Source organism: Glycomyces tenuis DSM 44171 (assembly GCF_000427885.1).
Taxonomy (GTDB): Bacteria; Actinomycetota; Actinomycetes; order Mycobacteriales; family Micromonosporaceae; genus Glycomyces; species Glycomyces tenuis.
Genome location: NZ_ATYW01000011.1, coordinates 196,745 through 215,966 on the forward strand (window position 1 = coordinate 196,745; position 19,222 = coordinate 215,966).

Sequence of the window (19,222 nt, forward strand, 5' to 3'; positions counted from 1 at the left end):
GGTGTGACGCAGGCACCTGGGAGTGCGTCCGTACTCTGGGCACGTGACCGATACACAGGATTCACCGGCCGAAGCCGACGAGGCCGCCGCCGAAGCCGTCCCCGAGCCGCCGCGCGAGGGCAGGGCCGCCGCGATCGTGCTCGCGGTCGGCGCGCTCGCCTCGCTGGTCGGCGTGCTCGCCTCCCTGTACTCCCTGACCGGCATGGCCGAAGGCCTCGACGAGACCGGCGTCGTGCTCCTGGCGCTGAGCCTGTTCAGCCCCATCGTCATCACGATGTTCGCCGGAGCCGTCGGCGGCGTCCTCGCCTCCCGGCTCGCGGCCCCCCGCCGCGCGCTGGCCGCCGCCGGGTCCGCCGTCGTCGGCCTCGCGGTCGGCGCCACCGCCTACGGGCTGTTCAGCGTCGACGCCTCGATCGCGCTCGCCCTGGGCCTGATCCTGTTCGGCTCGGCGCTGGTCGGCGGCCTGTTCGCGCTGCCGCGCCACCGCGTCCCGGTCGTCGCCGGGCTCCTCGCCACCGTGCTACTGCTGGTCGTCATGTTCGCGCGCGGCCTGATCGAGTCGTTCTCGGTCACGCTGTTCAACGACCCGCTCGACCAGTTCGGCACGCTCGCCAGGACCGTCCCGTTCGCCGCCGGGCTCGCGTGCGGCATGCTGGCCTTCCTGCTGCTGCGCCGCGCGAAGAGCGGCGCGAAGCTGCCCGGGCACCTGATCGCCGGGGCGATCCCGGGCCTGTTCTGGCTGCTGTCGACGGTCGTCGCCCAGATCGGCGTCGAGACCCTCCTCGCCGTCGGCCTCGACGAGCTCGCCGTGGCCGACGTCGCCAACTTCGCGCTGAGCTTCCAGTCGCAGTACAACGGCGCGATGACCGCGCTGTTCGCCGGCGCGCTGTGCTCGGTGCTCGCCTACGGCTTCCTGCTGCCGAGGCCCGCCAAGAGGTCCTGAAGCTCCGAGGGCGCGTACCAGTCGAGGACGTGGGCCTCGATCGCGGCCAGGTCCGCCTCGCCCGGCGAGGCCAGCGTCCGGGCGATCTCGGCCGCGGCGTCGGCGTCGTCGACGTGGACGGCGGCCACCTTCCCCAGCTTGACGGTGCCGCGGAAGTCCGCGGCTGTGCCGTCCGCGTGCTCGGCCAAGCGCTCGCCCGGCACGTCCGCCGAAACCACGACCCGCCTGGGCACGCCTGCGGCAAGGAGCCCCAACGAGGCCAGGGCGGCGTCGGCGAACGCCGTGTACTCCAGGTCCTCGACGTCGGCGTTCGGGTGCGCCTCGCGCAGCGCCCGCGTCACCATGTGGACCGGCCCGGCGGGCTCGAGCTCACCGGTGTCGGCGAGCGTGCGCAGCATCGCGGCCTCGGCGGGTAGGTAGATCCTCGGCATGCCCGTCATTGTGCCTTCGGTTCCCGCCCCTCAGTCCTGGTTCGCACCGCCGGGGGCGCCGTGGCACCGCTTGTACTTCTTGCCCGAGCCGCAGTAGCACGGGGCGTTGCGGCTCGGCTCGGACGAGGCCTGGCGCTGGTTCGGGTTGGCCTGCTTGGCCGGCGGCGCGGTGGTGGCGCTGCGCGGCCCGGACGACCTGGCGGCCTTGGAGGCGACCTTGGCGCTGCCCTTGGTGCCCGCTCCGGCCGTGCGCTTGACGTCGCGCTTCTTGCCCTGGAGCGCCTTCGGCGGGCGCACGGCGCTCTCCCCGGCGGCGTCGGTCTCGCGCACGACCGTGGCGCCGGTCCCGGCGGCCCCGTCGATGGACGGGGCGCTCTGGAGCAGGCGCTCGGGCTGCTTGAGCGGCTCCAGGCCGCGGATCTGCGCCTCGGGCTCGCCCGGCTTGCCGCCCTCGCCCTCGGCCGTGCGGGGCTTGAGCTCGGCGTTCATGAGGAACCGGACGGTGTCCTCCTTGATGCCGTCGAGCATCGTCTGGAACATCTCGTACGCCTCGCGCTGGTACTCGATGACCGGGTCCTTCTGCGCGTAGGCCCGCAGGCTGATGCCCTGCTTGAGGTAGTCGACCTCGTAGAGGTGCTCGCGCCACTTGCGGTCGATGGTCTGGAGCATGACGCGGCGCTCGAGCTTGCGCAGCGTCTCCGAGCCGAACGCCTCCTCGCGGCTCGCGTAGTAGGCGTGGGCGTCCTCGCGGACGGCCTCGAGCAGCTTGTCCGGTTCAAGGTCGTCGATACCGCCGACGCGGTCGAGCAGCTCCTTCTGGGTGATCTGGATCGGGTAGAGCTGCTTGAAGGCGCTCCACAGCTCGTCGAGGTCCCAGTCGTCGGCGTAGCCGTCGGCGGTGGCGCCGGCGACGTAGGCCTCGACGACGTCGTCGATCATGTGCTCGACCTGGTCGGAGACGTCGTCGCCGCGCAGGACCTTGCGCCGCTCGTCGTAGATGACGGTGCGCTGGTTGTTCATGACCTCGTCGTACTTGAGGACGTTCTTGCGGATCTCGGCGTTGTGGCCCTCGATCTGGGACTGCGCGGACTCGATCTGGCGGGTGACGAGCTTCGACTCGATCGGGACGTCGTCGGGCACGCGCAGGCGGTTCATCATGGCGCGCACCGCGTCGGCGTTGAACCGCTTCATCAGGTCGTCGGAGAGCGAGAGGTAGAAGCGGGACTCGCCGGGGTCGCCCTGGCGGCCGGCGCGGCCGCGCAGCTGGTTGTCGATGCGCCGCGACTCGTGCCGCTCGGTGCCCAGGACGTAGAGCCCGCCCGCGTCCTTGACCTCCTCGGCCTCGGCGGCGCAGATCTCCTCGAACTTCTTGAGGGTGGTCTCCCACTCGGCCGCGTAGGTCTCCTCGTCGGCCTCGTCGACGCCGCGGGAGCGCAGCTCGGCGGCGGCCAGGTACTCGGGGTTGCCGCCGAGCATGATGTCGGTGCCGCGGCCGGCCATGTTGGTGGCGACGGTGACCGCGGCCCGCTGCCCGGCCTGGGCGATGATGTCGGCCTCTCTGGCGTGGTTCTTCGCGTTGAGCACGTTGTGCTTGACGCCGCGCTTCTTCAGCGCCTGCGACAGCAGCTCGGACTTCTCGACCGAGACGGTGCCGACCAGGACCGGCTGGCCGGTCTCGTGGCGTTCGACGATGTCGTCGACGACGGCGTTGAACTTGGCCTCTTCGGTCTTGTAGATGACGTCGGCGCGGTCGTTGCGGATCATCGGCTTGTTGGTGGGCACCGGGATGACGCCGACGCCGTAGACGCTGTTGAACTCGGCGGCCTCGGTCTGGGCGGTGCCGGTGATGCCCGCGAGCTTGTCGTACATGCGGAAGTAGTTCTGGAGGGTGGTGGTGGCGAAGGTCTGGTTCTCCTGCTTGATCTCCACCCCCTCCTTCGCCTCGATGGCCTGGTGGATGCCCTCGTTGAAGCGCCGGCCCGGCAGCACGCGGCCGGTGAACTCGTCGACGATGAGGACCTCTTCGGAATCCGAGACGATGTACTCGCGGTTGCGCTCGAACAGCTCGGCGGCCTTGATCGCGTTGTTGAGGTAGCCGACCAGGGGCGTGTTGACCGAGTCGTAGAGGTTCTCGATGCCGAGCCGGTCCTCGACGCGGGCGACGCCGGCCTCGGTGATGGCGATGGTGCGCTTGCCTTCGTCGACCTCGTAGTGCTCGTCGCGCCGCATGGAGTTCACGATCCTCGCGAACTCGGTGTACCAGCGCTTGTTGTGCTCGGCGGGCCCGGAGATGATGATCGGCGTGCGGGCCTCGTCGACCAGGATCGAGTCGACCTCGTCGACGAGCGCGAAGTTGTGGCCGCGCTGCACGAGGTTGTCGATCGAGGAGGTCATGTTGTCGCGCAGGTAGTCGAACGCGAGCTCGTTGTTCGTGGCGTAGGTGACGTCGGCCTTGTAGGCCTCGCGGTGCTTCTCGGAGCCCTCGCCGGGCAGGACCGTGCCCACGGTCAGGCCGAGGAAGCGGTGGATGTCGCCCATCCACTCCGCGTCGCGCCTGGCGAGGTAGTCGTTGACGGTGACCTGGTGGACGCCGTTGCCTTCGAGGGCGTTGAGGTAGACCGGGAGCGTGGAGACGAGCGTCTTGCCCTCACCGGTCTTCATCTCGGCGATGTTGCCCTGGTGGAGCGCGGCGCCGCCCATGATCTGCACGTGGTAGTGGCGCATGCCGCGCACCCGCTTGGCCGCCTCGCGGACCGTCGCGAACGCCTCGGGCAGCAGGTCGTCGAGGGTCTCGTCGTCGGCGAGCCGTTTCTTGTACTCATCGGTCAGGGCGCGAAGCTCGGCGTCCGTCATCGACTCGTACTCGTCCTCCAGCGAGTCGACGGCGTCGGCAATGGCGTTGAGGCGCTTGAGCGCACGGCCCTCGCCGGCGCGCAGCACCCTCTCGAACAGCGACACGGAAAGTCAGCTCCCAGCAAGGTCTCGGCCACGGATTCACGGGTAGATATCGCGTCAATAGTACGCGTCGCAACCTGGTTCCCCTTCCGGCGGCGTCTGCGGCACAATCGAGGCTTATGGAACCCGTCACCCTCGAAGCCGAAGGCCTGCGTCTGGTCCCCTGGGAGCAGGATCATCTCCCCGATCTCCAGCTCATTTACGACGACCCGCTCATCGAGCGGTTCATGGTGATGCCGCTGCCGTGGTCGCGCCAGTACCGGGAGCGGTACCTGGAGATGTGCGCGCGGCACTGGCGCGCGGACAACCCGCGCTGGGCGGTGGTCGACGCCGCCGGGAAGCTCCAGGGCTCGATGGCGCTGACGCACTCGTTCTCCAGGGAGGCCTCGATCACCTACCTGACCGCGCCGTGGGCGCGGGGCGCGGGCGTGGCGCAGCGCTCGATCCGCGCCGCGATCCGGTTCGCGTTCGACGGCTTGCAGATGCACCGGGTCGCCTGGGACGCGATCGTCGGCAACCACGCCTCCCGGCTGGCCGCGATCCGCGCCGGCTTCACCGTCGAGGGGGTCGCCCGCAACGGCGTCAACCAGCGCGGCGTCTCCCGGGACTGCTGGGTGGGCGGGGTCCTCCCCGGGGAGGTGCGCGAGGCCGACGATCCGCCGCCGGACTACGGCGTCATCAAGCGCCAGGCCGCGTTCTTCATGGCCGAGCAGCCGGTCCTGGAGACCGAGGTGGCCGGGCTGCGGCTGCGGCGGCTGGAGGAGAAGGACCTCGACGACCTGGCCGCGAGCTGCGCCGACGCCGAGACGCAGCGGTGGGTGAACCTGCCGAGCCCGTACCGGCGCGAGCACGCCGAAGGCTGGCTGAAACGCACCCGCGGCACGTGGGACCGCGGCGAGACGGTCCTGTACGTCCTGGCCGACGCCGAGGACCGCTACTGCGGCTCGGTCGAGCTCACGCTCGGCGCCCCAGGCGAGGCCGAGCTGGGGTACTTCTGCTCACCGTGGGCGCGCGGCCGGGGCTGGACGACCGCCGCGGCGCAGCGCCTGTGCCGCCTCGGCTTCGAGGAGCTGGCGCTGGAGCGCATCGACTGGCGGGCGGTGGTCGGCAACGAGGCCTCGCGGCGCGTCGCGGAGAAGGTCGGCTTCGCCATCGAGGGCACGAAGCGGCAATTCCTGCACGGACCGGGCGAAAGGCTTGACTCGTGGATAGGGTCCCTGCTTGGCTGATGGCGTGTATCTCATCGAGCCTGTCACCACCTCGGCGTTCACGCTGCAAGCGGCGCCCGACGACCTGAAGCTCGAGTGCGGCTTCTCCCCCGACGCGGTGGCGCTCGGCCCCGACGGGGNCGAGCCGTGGGGCGCGATCGGCTGGAGCGAGGCCGACGGCGTCGTGTCGGTCCGGTACTGGGTGGCGCCCGAGCGGCGCGGCCGCAAGCTCGCGGCGGCGATGCTCCGGACCATCGCCGAGCCGGTGTTCGCCTCCGGCGCGCGGCGCCTGGAGGTCCGCCCGCCGGTGCGGGACCTGCCCGCGATCCGCGCGGCGATGCGCGCGGGCTTCAGGCCCGACGGGGTGCTGCGGCGCGGGGCGGCCGACGGGACCGACGCGCTCGCGCTGGGGCTGCTCCCCGACGACGGGCGCGGGCCGGCCCCCAGGACGCTGCCGGACCTGCCGGGCGGGGAGCTCACCGACGGGACGGTCTCGCTGCGGCCGCTGCGCCCGGACGACGCCGAGGCGCACATGCGCCACCGCTCGAGCCCCGACGTGTACCAGGGCGCCGCGCTGCAGCTGCCGCCGAGCGTCGGGGAGGTCGCCGAGATCTGCGAGTGGCGGGCCGCGGTCGACTGGCTCAGGGGCCGCGCGGCGCTGATGGTCATCGACGACGGCGGCGGCTACCGCGGCACCATCGGTCTCTACGAGGTCTCGCGGCTGGTGGGGACGGCGATGATCGGCTACGATCTGAGCGCCGACGCCCGCGGCAAGGGGTATGCGACACGCGCGGTGCTGCTGGTGCGGCGTTGGGCGTTCGAGGAGGTCGGCGTCGATAGGGTGTGGGCGGGGACCGACGTGCACAACGCCGCTTCCCAGGCGGTGCTGCGGCGCGCCGGATTCAGACTCGAGGGGGTCGAGCGGGGCGGTCTGCCGTCGATCGACGGCACCAGGCGCGACACGCTGCTGTGGGCCGCACTTTCCTGTGATTAGAAGTGCAACCTTCACCTCAGCGCCGAGCGTCGAATATATAGTGAACACCAGTCGCTTCGCAATGTGGAGGAACCCCTTTGAAGTTCTTGCCCGTCCGTGTGCTCGCAGTGGCGTCGTTGCTGCTGTTGGGGGCTTGCGGCGCTCCCGAGCAGGGGGCGTTCACGCCGGCTCCGATCGTCCCGGAGATCACGCTCGAAGTCGGTGAGGCCCACGATCCCACCGAGCCGTTCACCGTCGCGGCGGTCGACGGCATCCTCGAGGCGGTCAACGTCACCTCCGACCGCGCCACGACCATCGACGGCGTCTTCAGCGAGGACCTCACCACCTGGACCTCCGAAGGCGTCATGGACGCCGGGGCGACCCACACGGTCACGGCGATGGCCGTCAGCACCGACGGCACGGTCACCGAGTTCGAGCAGCAGTTCACCACCGAGGGCCGCGAGGGCTCCGGGTTCGCCATCGCCGACGTGACGCCGGTGGTCGAGGGCGAGACCGTCGGCGTGGGGGCGCCGATCATCGTCACCTTCACCGAGGCGGCGCCCGACCGGAAGACGGTCGAGCAGAACCTCCAGGTCGAGTCCGAGAAGGGCCACGAGGGCGCCTGGCGCTGGATCAGCGACACGCAGGTCATCTACCGGACCAAGGAGTACTGGGACGCCCACCAGACGGTGACGTTCACCGCCGCGCTCGACGGTGTCTACCTGGGCGGGGACGTCTGGGGCGAGGAGGACTACAGCGCGGAGATGGTGATCGGGCCCGCCAACATCTCCTACGTCGACCTGGAGACCCACTACATGACCGTCGAGATCGACGGCGAGGTCGCCAAGGAGATCCCGATCAGCGGCGGCTCGGGCGCGGAGTGGGAGTACTACACGGCCACGGGCGTCCACCTGGTGATGGAGAAGTTCGAGCACAAGGTGATGGTCTCGCCGGGCAAGGAAGAGGGCGACGAGGGCTACTACGAGACCCCCGTCAACTGGGCGACCCGCATCAACGCCTCGGGCGAGTTCGTCCACGGCGCGCCGTGGTCGGTGGGTTCCCAGGGCAACGCGAACGTCTCCCACGGCTGCGTCAACGCCAGCGACGAGAACGCCAAGTGGTTCTACGAGATATCGCAGCGCGGCGACCCGGTCGACGTGGTCGGCTCCCCGCGCGCGATGCCGTGGGACAACGGCTGGGGCTACTGGGTCCTGTCCTTCGACGAGTGGAAGGAGGGCTCGGCCCTCGGCTGAGCCGCGGGCGGTCCTCGAACATCGACGGCGGCCCCGAGCGTTCGCTCGGGGCCGCCGGTTCCTCTGGGTGCCCCACCTCCCTCCTTCGAGGAGTCGGGTGTCGGCTCCGGCCGGGAGCCTCGCTCACATGTCGAGCCGGAGCAGGCCGTAGTCGTAGGCCCGGCGGCGGTAGACGACCGACGGCTTGCCGGTCTCCTTGTCGTGGAACAGGTAGAAGTCGTGCCCCACGAGCTCCATGTTCTGGAGGGCGTCGTCGACGGTCATCGGCTCGCCGGGGTGGAGCTTCTCGCGGGCGATCCTGCCCGGCAGGTGTTCGTCGACGAGCCCGTCGAAGTGGTCGACGTCCTCGGAGACGAAATGCGCGAGGCCGTGGGCCTCCTCCGGCGCGTCGGCCAGCGACTCGGGCAGCCTGCCCCCTTCGACCCGTACCGCGGTGGCCTCGGCGACCGACATCGGCCGCGCCTTCCCGCCGCGGTGCACCCGCTTGCGATCGGAGTTCTTCCGCATCTGGTTGCCGAGCTTGGTGACCGCGAGCTCGAACGCCGAGCGGAAGTCGCCGGCGCACGCCTCGGCCCTCATGACCGTTCCCTTGGGGCGGCACGTGATCTCGACGCGCTGGGCGTGATCGTTCTGACGGGGATTGGGCTCGTGGTACAGCTCTACGTCGATGGCGATCGCGTCGCCGTCGTACCTGGCAAGGTACTTGGCGATCTTGGATTCGATCTTCTCCTCGACGAGCTCCCTGTAATGGTCGGGAACCTCCACGTTACGGCCCTTGACGACGATTTCCACCTCGGAACCTCCCAGGTGCACCCCGCTTCGCGCGGGAATGCGGACGAAGTTGCTCATGCTGGGTCCGGAGCCGGCAATCCGGTACGGCGGGTCGAGGGACCTCCTCTCACGGGGACCACCACAGGGCGGCGACGCCCTTGTACTGCGGGCGTTCACCTTTCGTCAAGTGGAAGTCCACCTGTTCCCGGTCGTGTCGTTACCGTTCTGAGATTTTGAGACTATCCCGTGGAGCGGCGAAAGTCGACCCCTTGCATATGGGAATTCTCCGTCCGTCGGGGCGCGTGCGCTCGGATTTCAGCGGACTGATCATAACTATTCGCAATCATGTGCGAACTGAGCGCGACCGTCCGGGAGGCTCGGCGGTCACGGGACGGCGGCGACCGCGGCCGCCGCCGCGACCGTCACTCCGGCCCGGCTGAGCGCCGCCGCGGCGGCGCTCAGCGTCGCCCCGGTGGTCACGATGTCGTCGACGAGGATGGCCGGCCGCCCCGAGGCCGCCAGCGGGGCGGCCCGGCGCGGCACCGCGGCCAGGCTCGAGCGGGCCGCCCGCCGCCGCTGGGCCGCCGTCAGCCCCACCGAGTCGGGCCTCGGCCGGGCGATGAGGCACCGGTGCGTCCGGCCCAGCGGCGCGCACAGGGCCGCCACGTGGTCGAAGCCGCGGGCGCGCCTGGCGGCCCGCGTCGGCGGGATCGGCACCAGCACGGCCCCGGGCGCCTCCTCGGCGAGGACGCCGAGCGCCCGGTCCAGGAGCGCGGCGAGGACGGGCGCGAGCTCGCGCCGCCCGCGCTCCTTGTACTCGTTGAGGGCCTCGGCCAGGGAGCCCTCGTAGGCGCCCGCGACGACGACCGGCGGCGTCCCGGGGGCGCGGGTGGTCGCCAGTGCGAGCGGGCCGCCCGCGCCCAGCTCCAGGGCGCACTCGCCGCACAGGCCGCCGCCGAGCGCGTGGGCCCGGCGGCAGGAGGCGCACGCGGCGGGCAGGAACAGTTCGCACAGGGCCTCGACGAGTCTCACGCCGGGCCTAACGATCGGCGGGCCTTCAGGTGACCGGGATCGGGCCGCGGTCAGTTGTTGAGGCCGACCGCTTTCATCCGCTCCTGGTGGGCGCGGGTGAGCCGGCGCAGGAGCTCGTCGACCGAGCCGCCCCCGCCGCTGATGAGCCCGGTGAGCCGCTCGTTCGCGGCGGCCACCCCTTGGGCGCGGTTGATGGCCTCGCCGACCAGGCGCCGCGCCCACAGCGACAGCCGCCCGGCGGCCTGCGGGTCGTCCTCGACGGCCGCGCGGATCTCGGCGGCGGCGAACTCGGCGGCCGAGCCGGTCTCCAGGACCCGCTCGATCAGCGCGCGGTCGTCGTCGTCGAGCTCGGCGGCCACGTGGCGGAAGAAGTCGTCGCCGACCGCGTCACCGACGTAAACCTTGACGAGCGCCTCCAGGAAGTCCCTGGGCGCGGTCGAGGCGTCGTAGGCGCGGAACGCCTCCATGAACGGGGTCATCGCCTCGGCCGGGTCGGCGCCCAGCGCCTCCAGGCGGTCGGCCAGCAGCCGGTAGTTGCGGATCTCGCCGACGGCCGCCTCGGACATGCGGGCCCGGCGCGTCAGATCGGGGCTGAGGCGGGCGTCGACGGCCATCCGCTCGAACGCCAGCAGCTCGCCGAGGGCGAGCAGGCCGAGCAGGTCGACGACCGCCTCGCGGCCGGGGGGCCGGTCGCCGGGCTCGGCCACCGCCGCCGCGGGCTCTGTTGGTTCGGACACGACGGCAGGTTACCACCGGGCCCGGCGGCCGTTTCCCGGCGAAGCCGCGGATCCGAGGCCTTCGGAGCGGCTCGGATGAGCGCATTCACGGTGAATCCGCCCACTTCGGGCGACTCGCACGAACGGCGCAGCGAGACGGCCGGGCCGGAACCGCGTACGATGGTGAGGAGCGACTGCGGCCCTCATGCGGCTTTTCCCTGACAGCGCAGTCCTCGAAGCGCCGACGACGCGACCGTCGCGGCGCATTTGCGAAGCGGCGACTCACCGGATCCGGCGGTCGTCGCCGCTGTGTAGACAAGAAAGAATGTGGCGCCGAGTTCCCCGGATCTCTTGAGACAGTCCTCCGCCACGAGGTGACAGAGTGAACGAAGTGAACAATGACCGGCTCGAGAACAACGGGCCGACCTTCTCCGAACTCGGAGTTCGCGAAGAGACCGTGGAAGCGCTCGCGGCGCTCGGCATCGAACGGGCCTTCGCCATCCAGGAATACGCGATCCCGATCGGCCTGCGCGGCTCCGACATCGTCGGACGCGCGCCCACCGGGACCGGCAAGACCTTCGGGTTCGGTCTTCCCATCATCGACAAGATCACGTCCGTCGACGAAGGCGCCGACGGCCGCCCCCAGGCGCTGATCCTCGTCCCCACCCGCGAGCTGGGCCTCCAGGTCGCGCGGGACCTCGAGGACGCCGGCAAGACCCGCTCGATCCGGGTCCTGCCGATCTACGGCGGACGCGCCTACGAACCGCAGATCGAGTCGCTGCGCTCGGGCGTCGACATCATCGTCGGCACCCCCGGACGCCTGCTCGACCTCTACAAGTCCAAGCACCTCAAGCTCGACCGGATCGCCCACTGCGTCCTGGACGAGGCCGACCGGATGCTCGACCTCGGCTTCGCCGAGGACGTCGAGCGGATCCTGAAGCTGCTGCCCGAACAGCGCCAGACGATGCTGTTCAGCGCCACCATGCCCGACACGATCATGGCGCTCTCGCGCAGGCACATGAACCGGCCCGTCACCGTGCACGCCGATGTGACCGGCCCCGACGACGAGGCCGCGTCCCGCACTCGGCAGCTGGTGTACCTGACGCACGCGCTCAACAAGATCGAAGTGGTCGCCCGCATCCTGCAGGCGCGGGAGCGCGGCCTGACGCTCCTGTTCTGCCGCACCAAGCGGGCCGCCCAGAAGCTCGCCGACGAGCTCGACTTCCGCGGTTTCGCGGTCGGCTCCGTCCACGGCGACCTGGGGCAGAACGCCCGCGAGCGGGCCCTGCGGGCCTTCCGCTCGGGCAAGATCGACGTGCTCGTGGCCACCGACGTCGCCGCGCGCGGCATCGACGTCCCCGAGATCACGCACGTCATCAACTACGACTCGCCCGAAGAGGCCGAGACGTACGTCCACCGGATCGGCCGCACCGGCCGCGCGGGCGCCACCGGCATCGCGATCACCTTCCTGACCTGGGAAGACATGCCGCGCTGGAAGATCATCGTCAAGGCCAACGGCCTCGACCTGGGCGACCCGGTGGAGACCTACCACACCTCCGAGCACCTCTACACCGACCTCGACATCCCCGAGGGCGCCCCGCCGGCCCTGCCGAGCGAGCAGCGCAGCCGGGACGGCCTGAGCGCCGAACGCGAGGACGACGTCGAGGGCGGGTCCCGCTCGAAGGGCCGCGGCCGGCGCCGCGGCGCCGGAGGCGGCGGTGGCGGCCAGCGCCGCCAGTCGGAGGGGCCGACGAAGCGCGAAGGCGGGGACTCGGGGCGCCGTCGCCGCCGCACGCGCGGCGGCTCGGACCGGCCGGGCGCCGCCGAGCGCGCCCCGCGGGCGAAGACCGAGGACGCCCCGCAGTCGAAGGCGAAGGCCGACGGCGCGGCGGCGAACGGCGAGGCTCCGGCCCGGCGTCGCCGCAGGCGCCGCCGCTCCGGCGGCTCGGACACCGCCTCGGCCGACTAAGCTGCGGTCATGAGCAGCAGCGGGACGCCGGACGACGCCACGGTTCGCGAGGGCGGCTACGACGGCCCGCCGGTGAACGTCCCGCCGCCCCCCGGGTGGCGGGTCGAGTCGGTGGCCCTGCCGAGCGAGCCGAGGCGGATGCCGAGGCAGGACCACGGCGCGATCGACGCCGCCGAGCAGCGGGCCAAGCTGTTCACCCACTGGACCGCGCTGCTCGCGGTGGTGCTGATGTTCACCGTGGTCATCATCGGGATCGTCAGAGGCTGATGAAAAGCGGCCGCCCGCGCGGGCGGCCGCTCGACGCTTGCCGGAGGCCGTCAGACGCTGCCTTCCCACACCATCGACGCGCCGGTGTCGCCGGACTGGAACACCGTCCAGGCGGCCAGGCCCAGCAGCGCCAGCGCGACGATCCCGAGGACGACCATGACGACCGTGCGCCCGCGGGCCGCCGGGTCGTCCGATCCGGCGGAGGCGCCGTCCTCGCCGACGGCGGCCGGGGCGTCGCCGCCGCGGGCCGCGGCGGACCTGCGCCCCCGTTCGAGCGCGGCGAACAGCCACCACACCGGGATGAGCCCGATGAGGATCCACAGCAGGCGGAAGCCGAGGTCGTGGTGCTCTTGAACGGCCTCGGGCCAGCCGTCGGGGTAGAGGTGGTCGGCGAACTGCTCGCCGCTCCAGGTGGCGCCGAAGACGGCGGCCGGCGCGACGAGCGTCAGCGCGGCGACGACCCAGCCGACGCGGCGCCGCAGCGGCGGCACGAGCAGGTACACCAGTCCGAACAGGACCAGCAGCGGCACGAGCACGACGGGAGCGTGCACGGCGAGAGGGTGTACGGGCAGATCCAGAATCGTGGTCATGGGTTAATTGAACCGTACATTGACCTCCTCCCCATCCTTCGGGATGGGGATTCCCGGCTTGGGCACCGTTGGCACGATACCGCTACGGTCGGGTTCCTGTTTCAAATGGGTCGTGCCGGGCTTCACCGGTCTTACCAACCCTCCGCAGGCGTTTTACGTGTCCGGTAGCCCCTCGGCCACGAGGCGCCGACCTTCGCGCCTGATGTTGATCTCGGCATTCCGATCCCGGTCATGGACCGCGCCGCACCCGCACACCCGCTGCCGCACCGACAGGCCCTCCAGGCCCTTTGGGCCGGTCAGGGCGCCGCACGCCGAGCACAGACGCGTGGAAGGGAAGAGCCGGTCAACGCGCACAAACGTGCGACCGGCGCGGTGTGCTTTGGACTCTAGGCGGCCCAAGAACATGCCCAGCGCGGCATCATGCACCGACTTGGCCACCCGACCCCGACTGAGCCCCGTGACGCACAGATCCTCCACATAGACCGCTTGGTTCTCACGGACGATACGGTGGATCTGCTTGTCGACCCAGTCGGCACGGGTGTGCCTGACCTTCTCATGGATCTTCGCGACCCGCACACGTGCCTTGGCTCGATTCGAGCTGCCTTGCTGCTTGCGCGACAGGGCACGCTGTGCCTTCCTCAGTTTCCGTTCAAGGCGACGGAAGAATCTCGGGTTCTCGATGACTTTGCCGCCGCGCAGCACCGCGAAGGCTTTCAGCCCGAGGTCGATTCCGGTCTCCGCCTCGGGGTCGGTGATCGGCTCGGCCAACTCCGCGCCGTCGTCGACGGCCACGACGAAGCTGGCGTAGTACTTGCCGGTCGCGGTCTTGATGACCGTCACGCTCGACGGGACCGAGGGCAGGGCCCGCGACCAGGCCACACGGAGGTCACCGACCTTCGCCACATACAGACGACCACTCGCTTTGAGGGCGAAGGCGTTTCGGTTGAACCGGGCGGACTGCCGCTCGGTGCGCTTCTTGAAGCGTGGCGGCCCGACCCTCGGTCCGGGTCGCCGACCTGAGACCGAGGCGAAGAAGTTCGTGTAAGCAGTCGCCAGGTCACGCAGCGCCTGCTGCAACGGCACCGCCGACACCTCGCCCAGCCAGGCCCGCTCGGCGGTCCGCTTAGCGTCGGTGGTGACCGCCTTCGCCACCGCACCCATCGACGGCCGAACGCTCCCGGCACGCCAAGCGTCCTGGAAAATCTTGAGTGCGTCGTTGTACACGGTCCGCACGCACCCGAACGTCCGCGCCAGCATCTGCCGCTGCGGAGCCGTCGGGTAGATCCGGTATTGATACCGAAGCGCGGTCATTACTCAATGCTAGAGCGGGGGTGCGACACCGCTGCCCCACCAGTCTTCGACCAGTCCCGCTGGCGCGGGACGTCGAGCGGGCAACCGATCCGGATCCCTTCCCCGGAAGCTTCAGTGATCACCCGTGGGGATACGGCTCAGGAGTTCTGGAAGACCTCGACGAAGCCCATGACCGCGTCGGCGATGAGCTGCACCGCGATCGCGGCCAGCAGCACGCCCGCGATGCGGGTGAGGACCTCGATGCCACCGCGCCTGAGGATCTTCACCAGCACCCCGGAGTAGCGCATCACCAGGTAGATGACGACGTGTATGAGGACGATCGCGATCGCCACCCACAGGTAGTCGATGCGGCTGGGCGCCTGCTGCACGTAGAGGATGACGGCGACGATCGCGCCCGGCCCGGCCAGCAGCGGCGTGCCCAGCGGCACCAGCGCGATGTTCGAGGTGGCCTGGCTCGACGGGTCGTCGGCCTCTCCGGTGAGGAGCTGGAGGCTGACCAGCAGCAACAGCAGCCCTCCGGCGCCCTGGAGCGCGGCGAGGTCGATGTGGAGGTAGTTGATGATCTGCTGCCCCAGCAGCGCGAACAGGGTGATGACGCCGAGCGAGAGGGCGGTCGCCTGGAGCGCGGCGCGGTTGCGTTCGCGCTGATCCATCGCCCCGGTCAGGGCGAGGTAGATCGGCACGATCCCCGGCGGGTCCATGATGACGAACAGCGTCACCCCGACCGTCAGCACGTACTCCAGTTCACCCACGCAGCGAGTATGTCAAGGCCCGCACGTCACGCCCGCGGTTTCGCGCGCCGGTGTTAGTTGTGGCTCACCACCGGCATGAGGGCCCCTTCGGGCGGCCGCAGTTGGGAGACGCTCGCCTCCTCGCCGGTGGTGTCGAGCAGCGCCCACGTCACGTCTTGGGGGCCGAACGCGATCTGCCAGCGCCCGAGCGGGTCGACGAACTGGTGCTCCGATTCGAGCAGCTGCTCCTCGGCCTGCGCGTCGCCGATGATCTCGGTCTCCAGGCCGTCCTCGAAGAAGGTGTCGCTGACCTCCGTCACCAGCCCGGGGGCGGCCTCGTCGACGCTGGCGAAGGTGATCAGCTCATCGGTGTCCCCCTCGCCGAGGTAGCCGCACTCCTCCGATTCGGCGAGCTCGACGCCGGGCTGGAGGTCGGCGACGCAGACGTAGCGCGGATCGGAGGTGTCGGCGACGACCACGGATTCGTAGCCGGCCACGGCGGCCGTCTCCAGGCCCCAGTCGTACTCGACGTTGAAGTGGTGGGTGCCGATGTCGCCGCCGGTGACGTCGATGAGGCTGCCGGAGAGGACCATGACGCTGTCGCTCCAGTCCTCGAGCATGAGCTCGGGGGCCAGCTCCAGGATGGGCGTGTGCCCGGTGCCCCGGGCGTCGCCGGGGAACAGGGTGTACACGGTGCGCCCGGAGTCCATGTCGTAGTAGTTGGCCGCGAACGCCTCGGCGTCGCTGCGGACCACGGTCGTGAACTCGTCGGCGGGCAGCTCGTACCCGACCGACTCGCTGCCGTCGAGCGCGGTGATCTCGACCCACCGCTGCGAGCTCGCCACATAGGAGGCCTGGAGCCGCTGGACGTAGGTGGGGCGCTGCGGGGAGCCCAGCGGGATGTACTCGTCGTCGGCGGTCACCACGCCGTAGGCGCCGTCGCGTTCGACGGCGAACTCGATGTCGAGCCCGCTCTGGGCCTCTTCGACGGTGGTGGCCGCCGGCGGCGGCTCGGTGAGCCCGTCGCCGCTCCACGGCAGCCACACGGCCGCGGCGGCGCCGAAGACGATCAGGCCGAGTCCTCCGGCGGCGGCGCCGAGGCGGCGGCGCTTGACGCGCCCGGCCCCGGCGATGGCGGCATCGGCCAGGTCGTCGCGATGGGACAGCGGCGCGGACTCGGCGCGCCCGGCGAACTCGGTGCGCAGCAGGTCCTCGATGTCCTCGCTCACTTCGCCTCCTCCGAGCGGCCGCCCAGGCCGAGGGCCGAGGCGGGGGTGCCGAGGCGTTTGCGCAGACCGGCGAGGGCGCGGGAGGCCTGGCTCTTGACGGTGCCGGTGGAGATCCCGAGGATCTCGGCGATCTGGGCGTCGGTGCGGTGCTCGTAGTAGCGCAGGACGAGGACGGCCCGCTGGCGTTTGGGGAGGCCGGTGATGTGGCGCCACATGGCGTCGCGCATGGCGCCCTGCTCGGCGAAGTCGCGGGAGGGGTCGGGGCGGTCGTCGACGAAGTCGGCGGGCTTCTCGTGGTTGGAGCGCTTGCGCCACCAGGAGGCGTTGGTGTTGTAGAGGATGCGCCTGGCGTAGGCGTCCACCGAGTCGGTGGCCCGGATCCTCCCCCACGCCAGGTAGGTCTTCGTCAAGGTCGTCTGCACCAAGTCCTCCGCTGTCGACCGGTTCCCCGTCAGGAGGTACGCCGCACGGTGCAGCGCGGCCGAGCGCGCCGCCACGTATTCGCGGAACTCCTCGTCCTGAGACGATTTGGCCTCGCTCACGCGTCTCCCTCGAGGGGTCGAACAACAGACGACTCGCCCTCGGTGGAAGGTTGCTTCGCAGAGGTGAATTCTGCCAAATGGATGGGTACGCGACACAACCGAGGGCTACTCGCAGGAGTATACCCAGTAGCCGCCCTCACAAGGCGGCTGCGTCTGCTCAGGCGTCGCCGCCGACGCGGGCGTCCTTGCTCTGCGGCATCTCCTCGGGGATGAGGTCCTCTTCCTCTTCGGCCTCGCGCTCGTCGACGGCCTCGGGCTCGTACATCTCCTCGCACATCTGGAGGTAGAGCTCGTTGGGGTTCGGCAGGTGCGGGACGTTCCGCAGCGCCTGGTCCTGGCCGGCCGACTCGATGATGAACTCGCCGTAGTTGAGCATCCGGCCCATCGGCGTCTGGGCGTACTTCATGTCGGTGACGCGGCCGAGCGGCATCATCGCGACCGAGCGGGTGATGACGCCCTGGATGAGCATGATCCGCTTGTTGGTCAGGATGAACCGGTCCATGTACCAGTCGAGGAGCTTCCAGCCGACGAAGCCGAGGATCAGCAGCCAGGCGATGATGGTGATCGTCAGGCCGGTGTCCCGGGACGGGGAGTCCCATTTCATGAGCAGCCCGGAGGCGAAGCCCATGATGAAGGTCGCGAGGGTGCCGACGATGTACCAGGGCATGAGGTGCACCCAGTGCCGCCGCCATTCGCCGCGGTACTTCTCGGTGGGGAAGAGGTACCGGGCGGAGATCGGCGAGGGGACGTCCGGCACGGCCAGGGGGCGTCCGCCGGTGAGGAAGCCGCCCGCGGGGCTGTCGTCGAACCTGACGCCGTCGATGTCGCTCGCGGCGGCGGCCGGGGCCGCGCCGGCGGGGAACTCGCGCGTGGGATCGTCCGCGCCGGGAGCGGGGCTGTCCGCGGGGGCGCGCGGAGTGGGCGGTTCTAGCGGCTCGGTGTCCTTTTTGTCCGCCGAGCCGCCCGCACCGGTGTCGGTCATCGCGAGCTCATCCTCAGGTCACCAGACCGGTGATGAATGACGCGAAGCCGTTGCCCACGTCGCCGATCGCGCCGGCGATCGAACTGACCACGCCCCCGGCCTCGTCGGGCCTGTAGGCGATAAAGAACACCAGGAACGCCAGTCCGCCCCAGGTTAGAATCTTCTTCAACATTCTCACCCTCCCATCAAGGGACCTGGCCAAACGTCTGTCCCGCGCAGGCTCGTCCAGTTTAACGTACGAATATGTCTCGGCCTTGTGCTTCCATCGCCCGGTTCGGTGCGAACCGGGCGAGTCGGCCTCGCGCATCAGCGTAGCGCCTTCGCCCCACTTCAGCAGCACTCCGCCGTCTAGCTGCGGAGCAACGTATTCGCTTCATCCCACCGGCGAGACTACCTCAAGTCACACTCCATTGGCTCAATGTAGGCACATCGGCCGACGGCCTCCAGGAAAGCGTCAGGTATCCGACACCGGCTGTCCGATCCGGGCACTCGAAGCCCTGTGGAGGTCACTCTGGCGTGCGTTGTTCGAACACGTGCTCGCGGATCCAGGCGTGCATGGCGATGCCGCTGGCGACGCCCGCGTTGATCGAGCGCGTGGAGCCGAACTGCGTGATGGAGCAGATCATCGAGCACACGTCCCGGACCGGCTCGGACAGGCCGGGGCCCTCCTGGCCGAACACCAGGACCGCCCGCCGCGGCAGCGAGGCCGTCTCGATGGGGACCGAGCCGGGGAGGTTGTCGACGCCGACGACGGCGAGGCCCTCGGCGGCGGCCCAGGCGACGAATTCCTCCACAGTCGAGTGGTGCTCGACGTGCTGGTAGCGGTCGGTGACCATCGCGCCGCGGCGGTTCCAGCGGCGCTTGCCGATGATGTGGACGGCCTTGGCAGCGAAGGCGTTGGCGTTGCGGACGACGGTGCCGATGTTGAAGTCGTGGCGCCAGTTCTCGATCGCGACGTGGAAGTCGTGGCGGCGCTCGTCGAGGTCGGCCACGATCGCCTCGCGGCGCCAGTAGCGGTAGGCGTCGACGACGTTGCGCCGGTCGCCGAGCTCGAGCAGCTCGGGGTCGAGGCGGGGGTCGTCGGGCCAGGGCCCGGGCCACGGCCCGACGCCGACTTCGGCGGCGTCCGGCTCGGTCTCCTCGTCAGTCACGCCGACCATTGGAGCACAGCCTCCGGCACGGGGGCCGGGCTCGGCCTCGGGAGCGGGCCGGCGTCTCACGGAAGCCGCTCCGAGACCGTTTGCCGGCCTCGCCGAGCAGGCAGGGCGCCGCCCCGGCGGCTACGGGGGAAACCTGCCGGGGCGACACGAGACATACTA

Annotated in this window: 19 protein-coding genes; 6 read left to right on the plus strand and 13 right to left on the minus strand. The window is 70.5% G+C overall.

Annotation, left to right across the window (positions count from 1 at the left end; translation table 11 throughout):
- Positions 1-43 precede the first annotated feature (43 nt).
- Positions 44-943 carry a hypothetical protein gene (locus tag YWW_RS0114925; protein WP_026930733.1) on the plus strand — a complete coding sequence of 300 codons (900 nt, stop codon included), beginning with the start codon at positions 44-46 and terminating at the stop codon, positions 941-943.
- Here the strand turns inward: YWW_RS0114925 and YWW_RS0114930 are convergent.
- Together YWW_RS0114930 and secA are read right to left on the minus strand one after the other, a co-directional pair.
- Positions 904-1,374 (minus strand): DUF6912 family protein, encoded by a 471-nt coding sequence (locus YWW_RS0114930; protein ID WP_026930734.1) that lies wholly within the window; start codon positions 1,372-1,374, stop codon positions 904-906. The genes YWW_RS0114925 and YWW_RS0114930 overlap by 40 nt on opposite strands.
- 30 nt (positions 1,375-1,404) lie before the next feature.
- Positions 1,405-4,332: a preprotein translocase subunit SecA gene (gene secA / locus YWW_RS0114935; RefSeq protein WP_026930735.1), complete on the minus strand. Its 2,928-nt coding sequence runs from the start codon at positions 4,330-4,332 to the stop codon at positions 1,405-1,407.
- A gap of 116 nt (positions 4,333-4,448) precedes the next feature.
- On the opposite strand from secA, the gene YWW_RS0114940 reads away from it, so the two are divergent.
- The 3 genes from YWW_RS0114940 to YWW_RS0114950 all read left to right on the plus strand — a co-directional run bounded on the left by YWW_RS0114940 (position 4,449) and on the right by YWW_RS0114950 (position 7,763).
- The gene (locus YWW_RS0114940) at positions 4,449-5,558 is read left to right on the plus strand and encodes a GNAT family N-acetyltransferase (RefSeq protein WP_026930736.1); all 1,110 of its coding nucleotides are present in this window, start codon (positions 4,449-4,451) and stop codon (positions 5,556-5,558) included.
- Between the two features lie 97 nt (positions 5,559-5,655).
- The gene (locus YWW_RS30680) at positions 5,656-6,531 is read left to right on the plus strand and encodes a GNAT family N-acetyltransferase (protein WP_425402698.1); all 876 of its coding nucleotides are present in this window, start codon (positions 5,656-5,658) and stop codon (positions 6,529-6,531) included.
- Between the two features lie 77 nt (positions 6,532-6,608).
- Positions 6,609-7,763, plus strand: coding sequence for a L,D-transpeptidase (locus YWW_RS0114950; protein ID WP_026930737.1), 1,155 nt, complete (start codon positions 6,609-6,611; stop codon positions 7,761-7,763).
- Positions 7,764-7,886: 123 nt separating this feature from the next.
- On the opposite strand, the gene hpf is transcribed toward YWW_RS0114950, so the two are convergent.
- From hpf to YWW_RS0114965, 3 genes are all read right to left on the minus strand, one after another.
- Entirely contained in the window at positions 7,887-8,555 is a 669-nt protein-coding gene (gene hpf, locus YWW_RS0114955; RefSeq protein ID WP_026930738.1) for a ribosome hibernation-promoting factor, HPF/YfiA family, read from the minus strand.
- 363 nt (positions 8,556-8,918) lie between these two features.
- On the minus strand, positions 8,919-9,566 hold the full coding sequence (locus tag YWW_RS0114960) for a ComF family protein (RefSeq protein ID WP_051325851.1): 648 nt from the start codon (positions 9,564-9,566) through the stop codon (positions 8,919-8,921).
- Between the two features lie 50 nt (positions 9,567-9,616).
- Positions 9,617-10,303 (minus strand): ferritin-like fold-containing protein, encoded by a 687-nt coding sequence (locus tag YWW_RS0114965; protein ID WP_026930740.1) that lies wholly within the window; start codon positions 10,301-10,303, stop codon positions 9,617-9,619.
- A 361-nt stretch (positions 10,304-10,664) separates the two neighbouring features.
- Between YWW_RS0114965 and YWW_RS0114970 the strand changes: the two genes are divergently transcribed.
- On the plus strand, positions 10,665-12,251 hold the full coding sequence (locus tag YWW_RS0114970; protein ID WP_051325853.1) for a DEAD/DEAH box helicase: 1,587 nt from the start codon (positions 10,665-10,667) through the stop codon (positions 12,249-12,251).
- Between the two features lie 9 nt (positions 12,252-12,260).
- On the plus strand, positions 12,261-12,518 hold the full coding sequence (locus YWW_RS30685; protein ID WP_051325854.1) for a hypothetical protein: 258 nt from the start codon (positions 12,261-12,263) through the stop codon (positions 12,516-12,518).
- A gap of 50 nt (positions 12,519-12,568) precedes the next feature.
- On the opposite strand, the gene YWW_RS34185 is transcribed toward YWW_RS30685, so the two are convergent.
- The 8 genes from YWW_RS34185 to YWW_RS0115020 all read right to left on the minus strand — a co-directional run bounded on the left by YWW_RS34185 (position 12,569) and on the right by YWW_RS0115020 (position 19,063).
- Complete coding sequence (locus tag YWW_RS34185) at positions 12,569-13,108, minus strand: DUF2231 domain-containing protein (protein ID WP_051325855.1); 540 nt, start codon at positions 13,106-13,108, stop codon at positions 12,569-12,571.
- Positions 13,109-13,261: 153 nt separating this feature from the next.
- Positions 13,262-14,419 carry an RNA-guided endonuclease InsQ/TnpB family protein gene (locus tag YWW_RS0114985; RefSeq protein WP_026930742.1) on the minus strand — a complete coding sequence of 386 codons (1,158 nt, stop codon included), beginning with the start codon at positions 14,417-14,419 and terminating at the stop codon, positions 13,262-13,264.
- 137 nt (positions 14,420-14,556) lie between these two features.
- Entirely contained in the window at positions 14,557-15,162 is a 606-nt protein-coding gene (locus YWW_RS0114990) for a MarC family protein (protein ID WP_026930743.1), read from the minus strand.
- Between the two features lie 62 nt (positions 15,163-15,224).
- Positions 15,225-16,379: a hypothetical protein gene (locus YWW_RS30695; protein WP_035704557.1), complete on the minus strand. Its 1,155-nt coding sequence runs from the start codon at positions 16,377-16,379 to the stop codon at positions 15,225-15,227.
- On the minus strand, positions 16,376-16,921 hold the full coding sequence (locus tag YWW_RS0115005; RefSeq protein ID WP_026930745.1) for a SigE family RNA polymerase sigma factor: 546 nt from the start codon (positions 16,919-16,921) through the stop codon (positions 16,376-16,378). The genes YWW_RS30695 and YWW_RS0115005 overlap by 4 nt, the downstream gene beginning before the upstream one ends.
- A gap of 157 nt (positions 16,922-17,078) precedes the next feature.
- Positions 17,079-17,903 (minus strand): PH domain-containing protein, encoded by an 825-nt coding sequence (locus tag YWW_RS0115010; protein ID WP_026930746.1) that lies wholly within the window; start codon positions 17,901-17,903, stop codon positions 17,079-17,081.
- A gap of 13 nt (positions 17,904-17,916) precedes the next feature.
- Positions 17,917-18,075 carry a hypothetical protein gene (locus YWW_RS36670; protein ID WP_169732265.1) on the minus strand — a complete coding sequence of 53 codons (159 nt, stop codon included), beginning with the start codon at positions 18,073-18,075 and terminating at the stop codon, positions 17,917-17,919.
- A gap of 334 nt (positions 18,076-18,409) precedes the next feature.
- Positions 18,410-19,063 (minus strand): TrmH family RNA methyltransferase, encoded by a 654-nt coding sequence (locus YWW_RS0115020; protein WP_051325856.1) that lies wholly within the window; start codon positions 19,061-19,063, stop codon positions 18,410-18,412.
- Between the last annotated feature and the right edge of the window lie 159 nt (positions 19,064-19,222).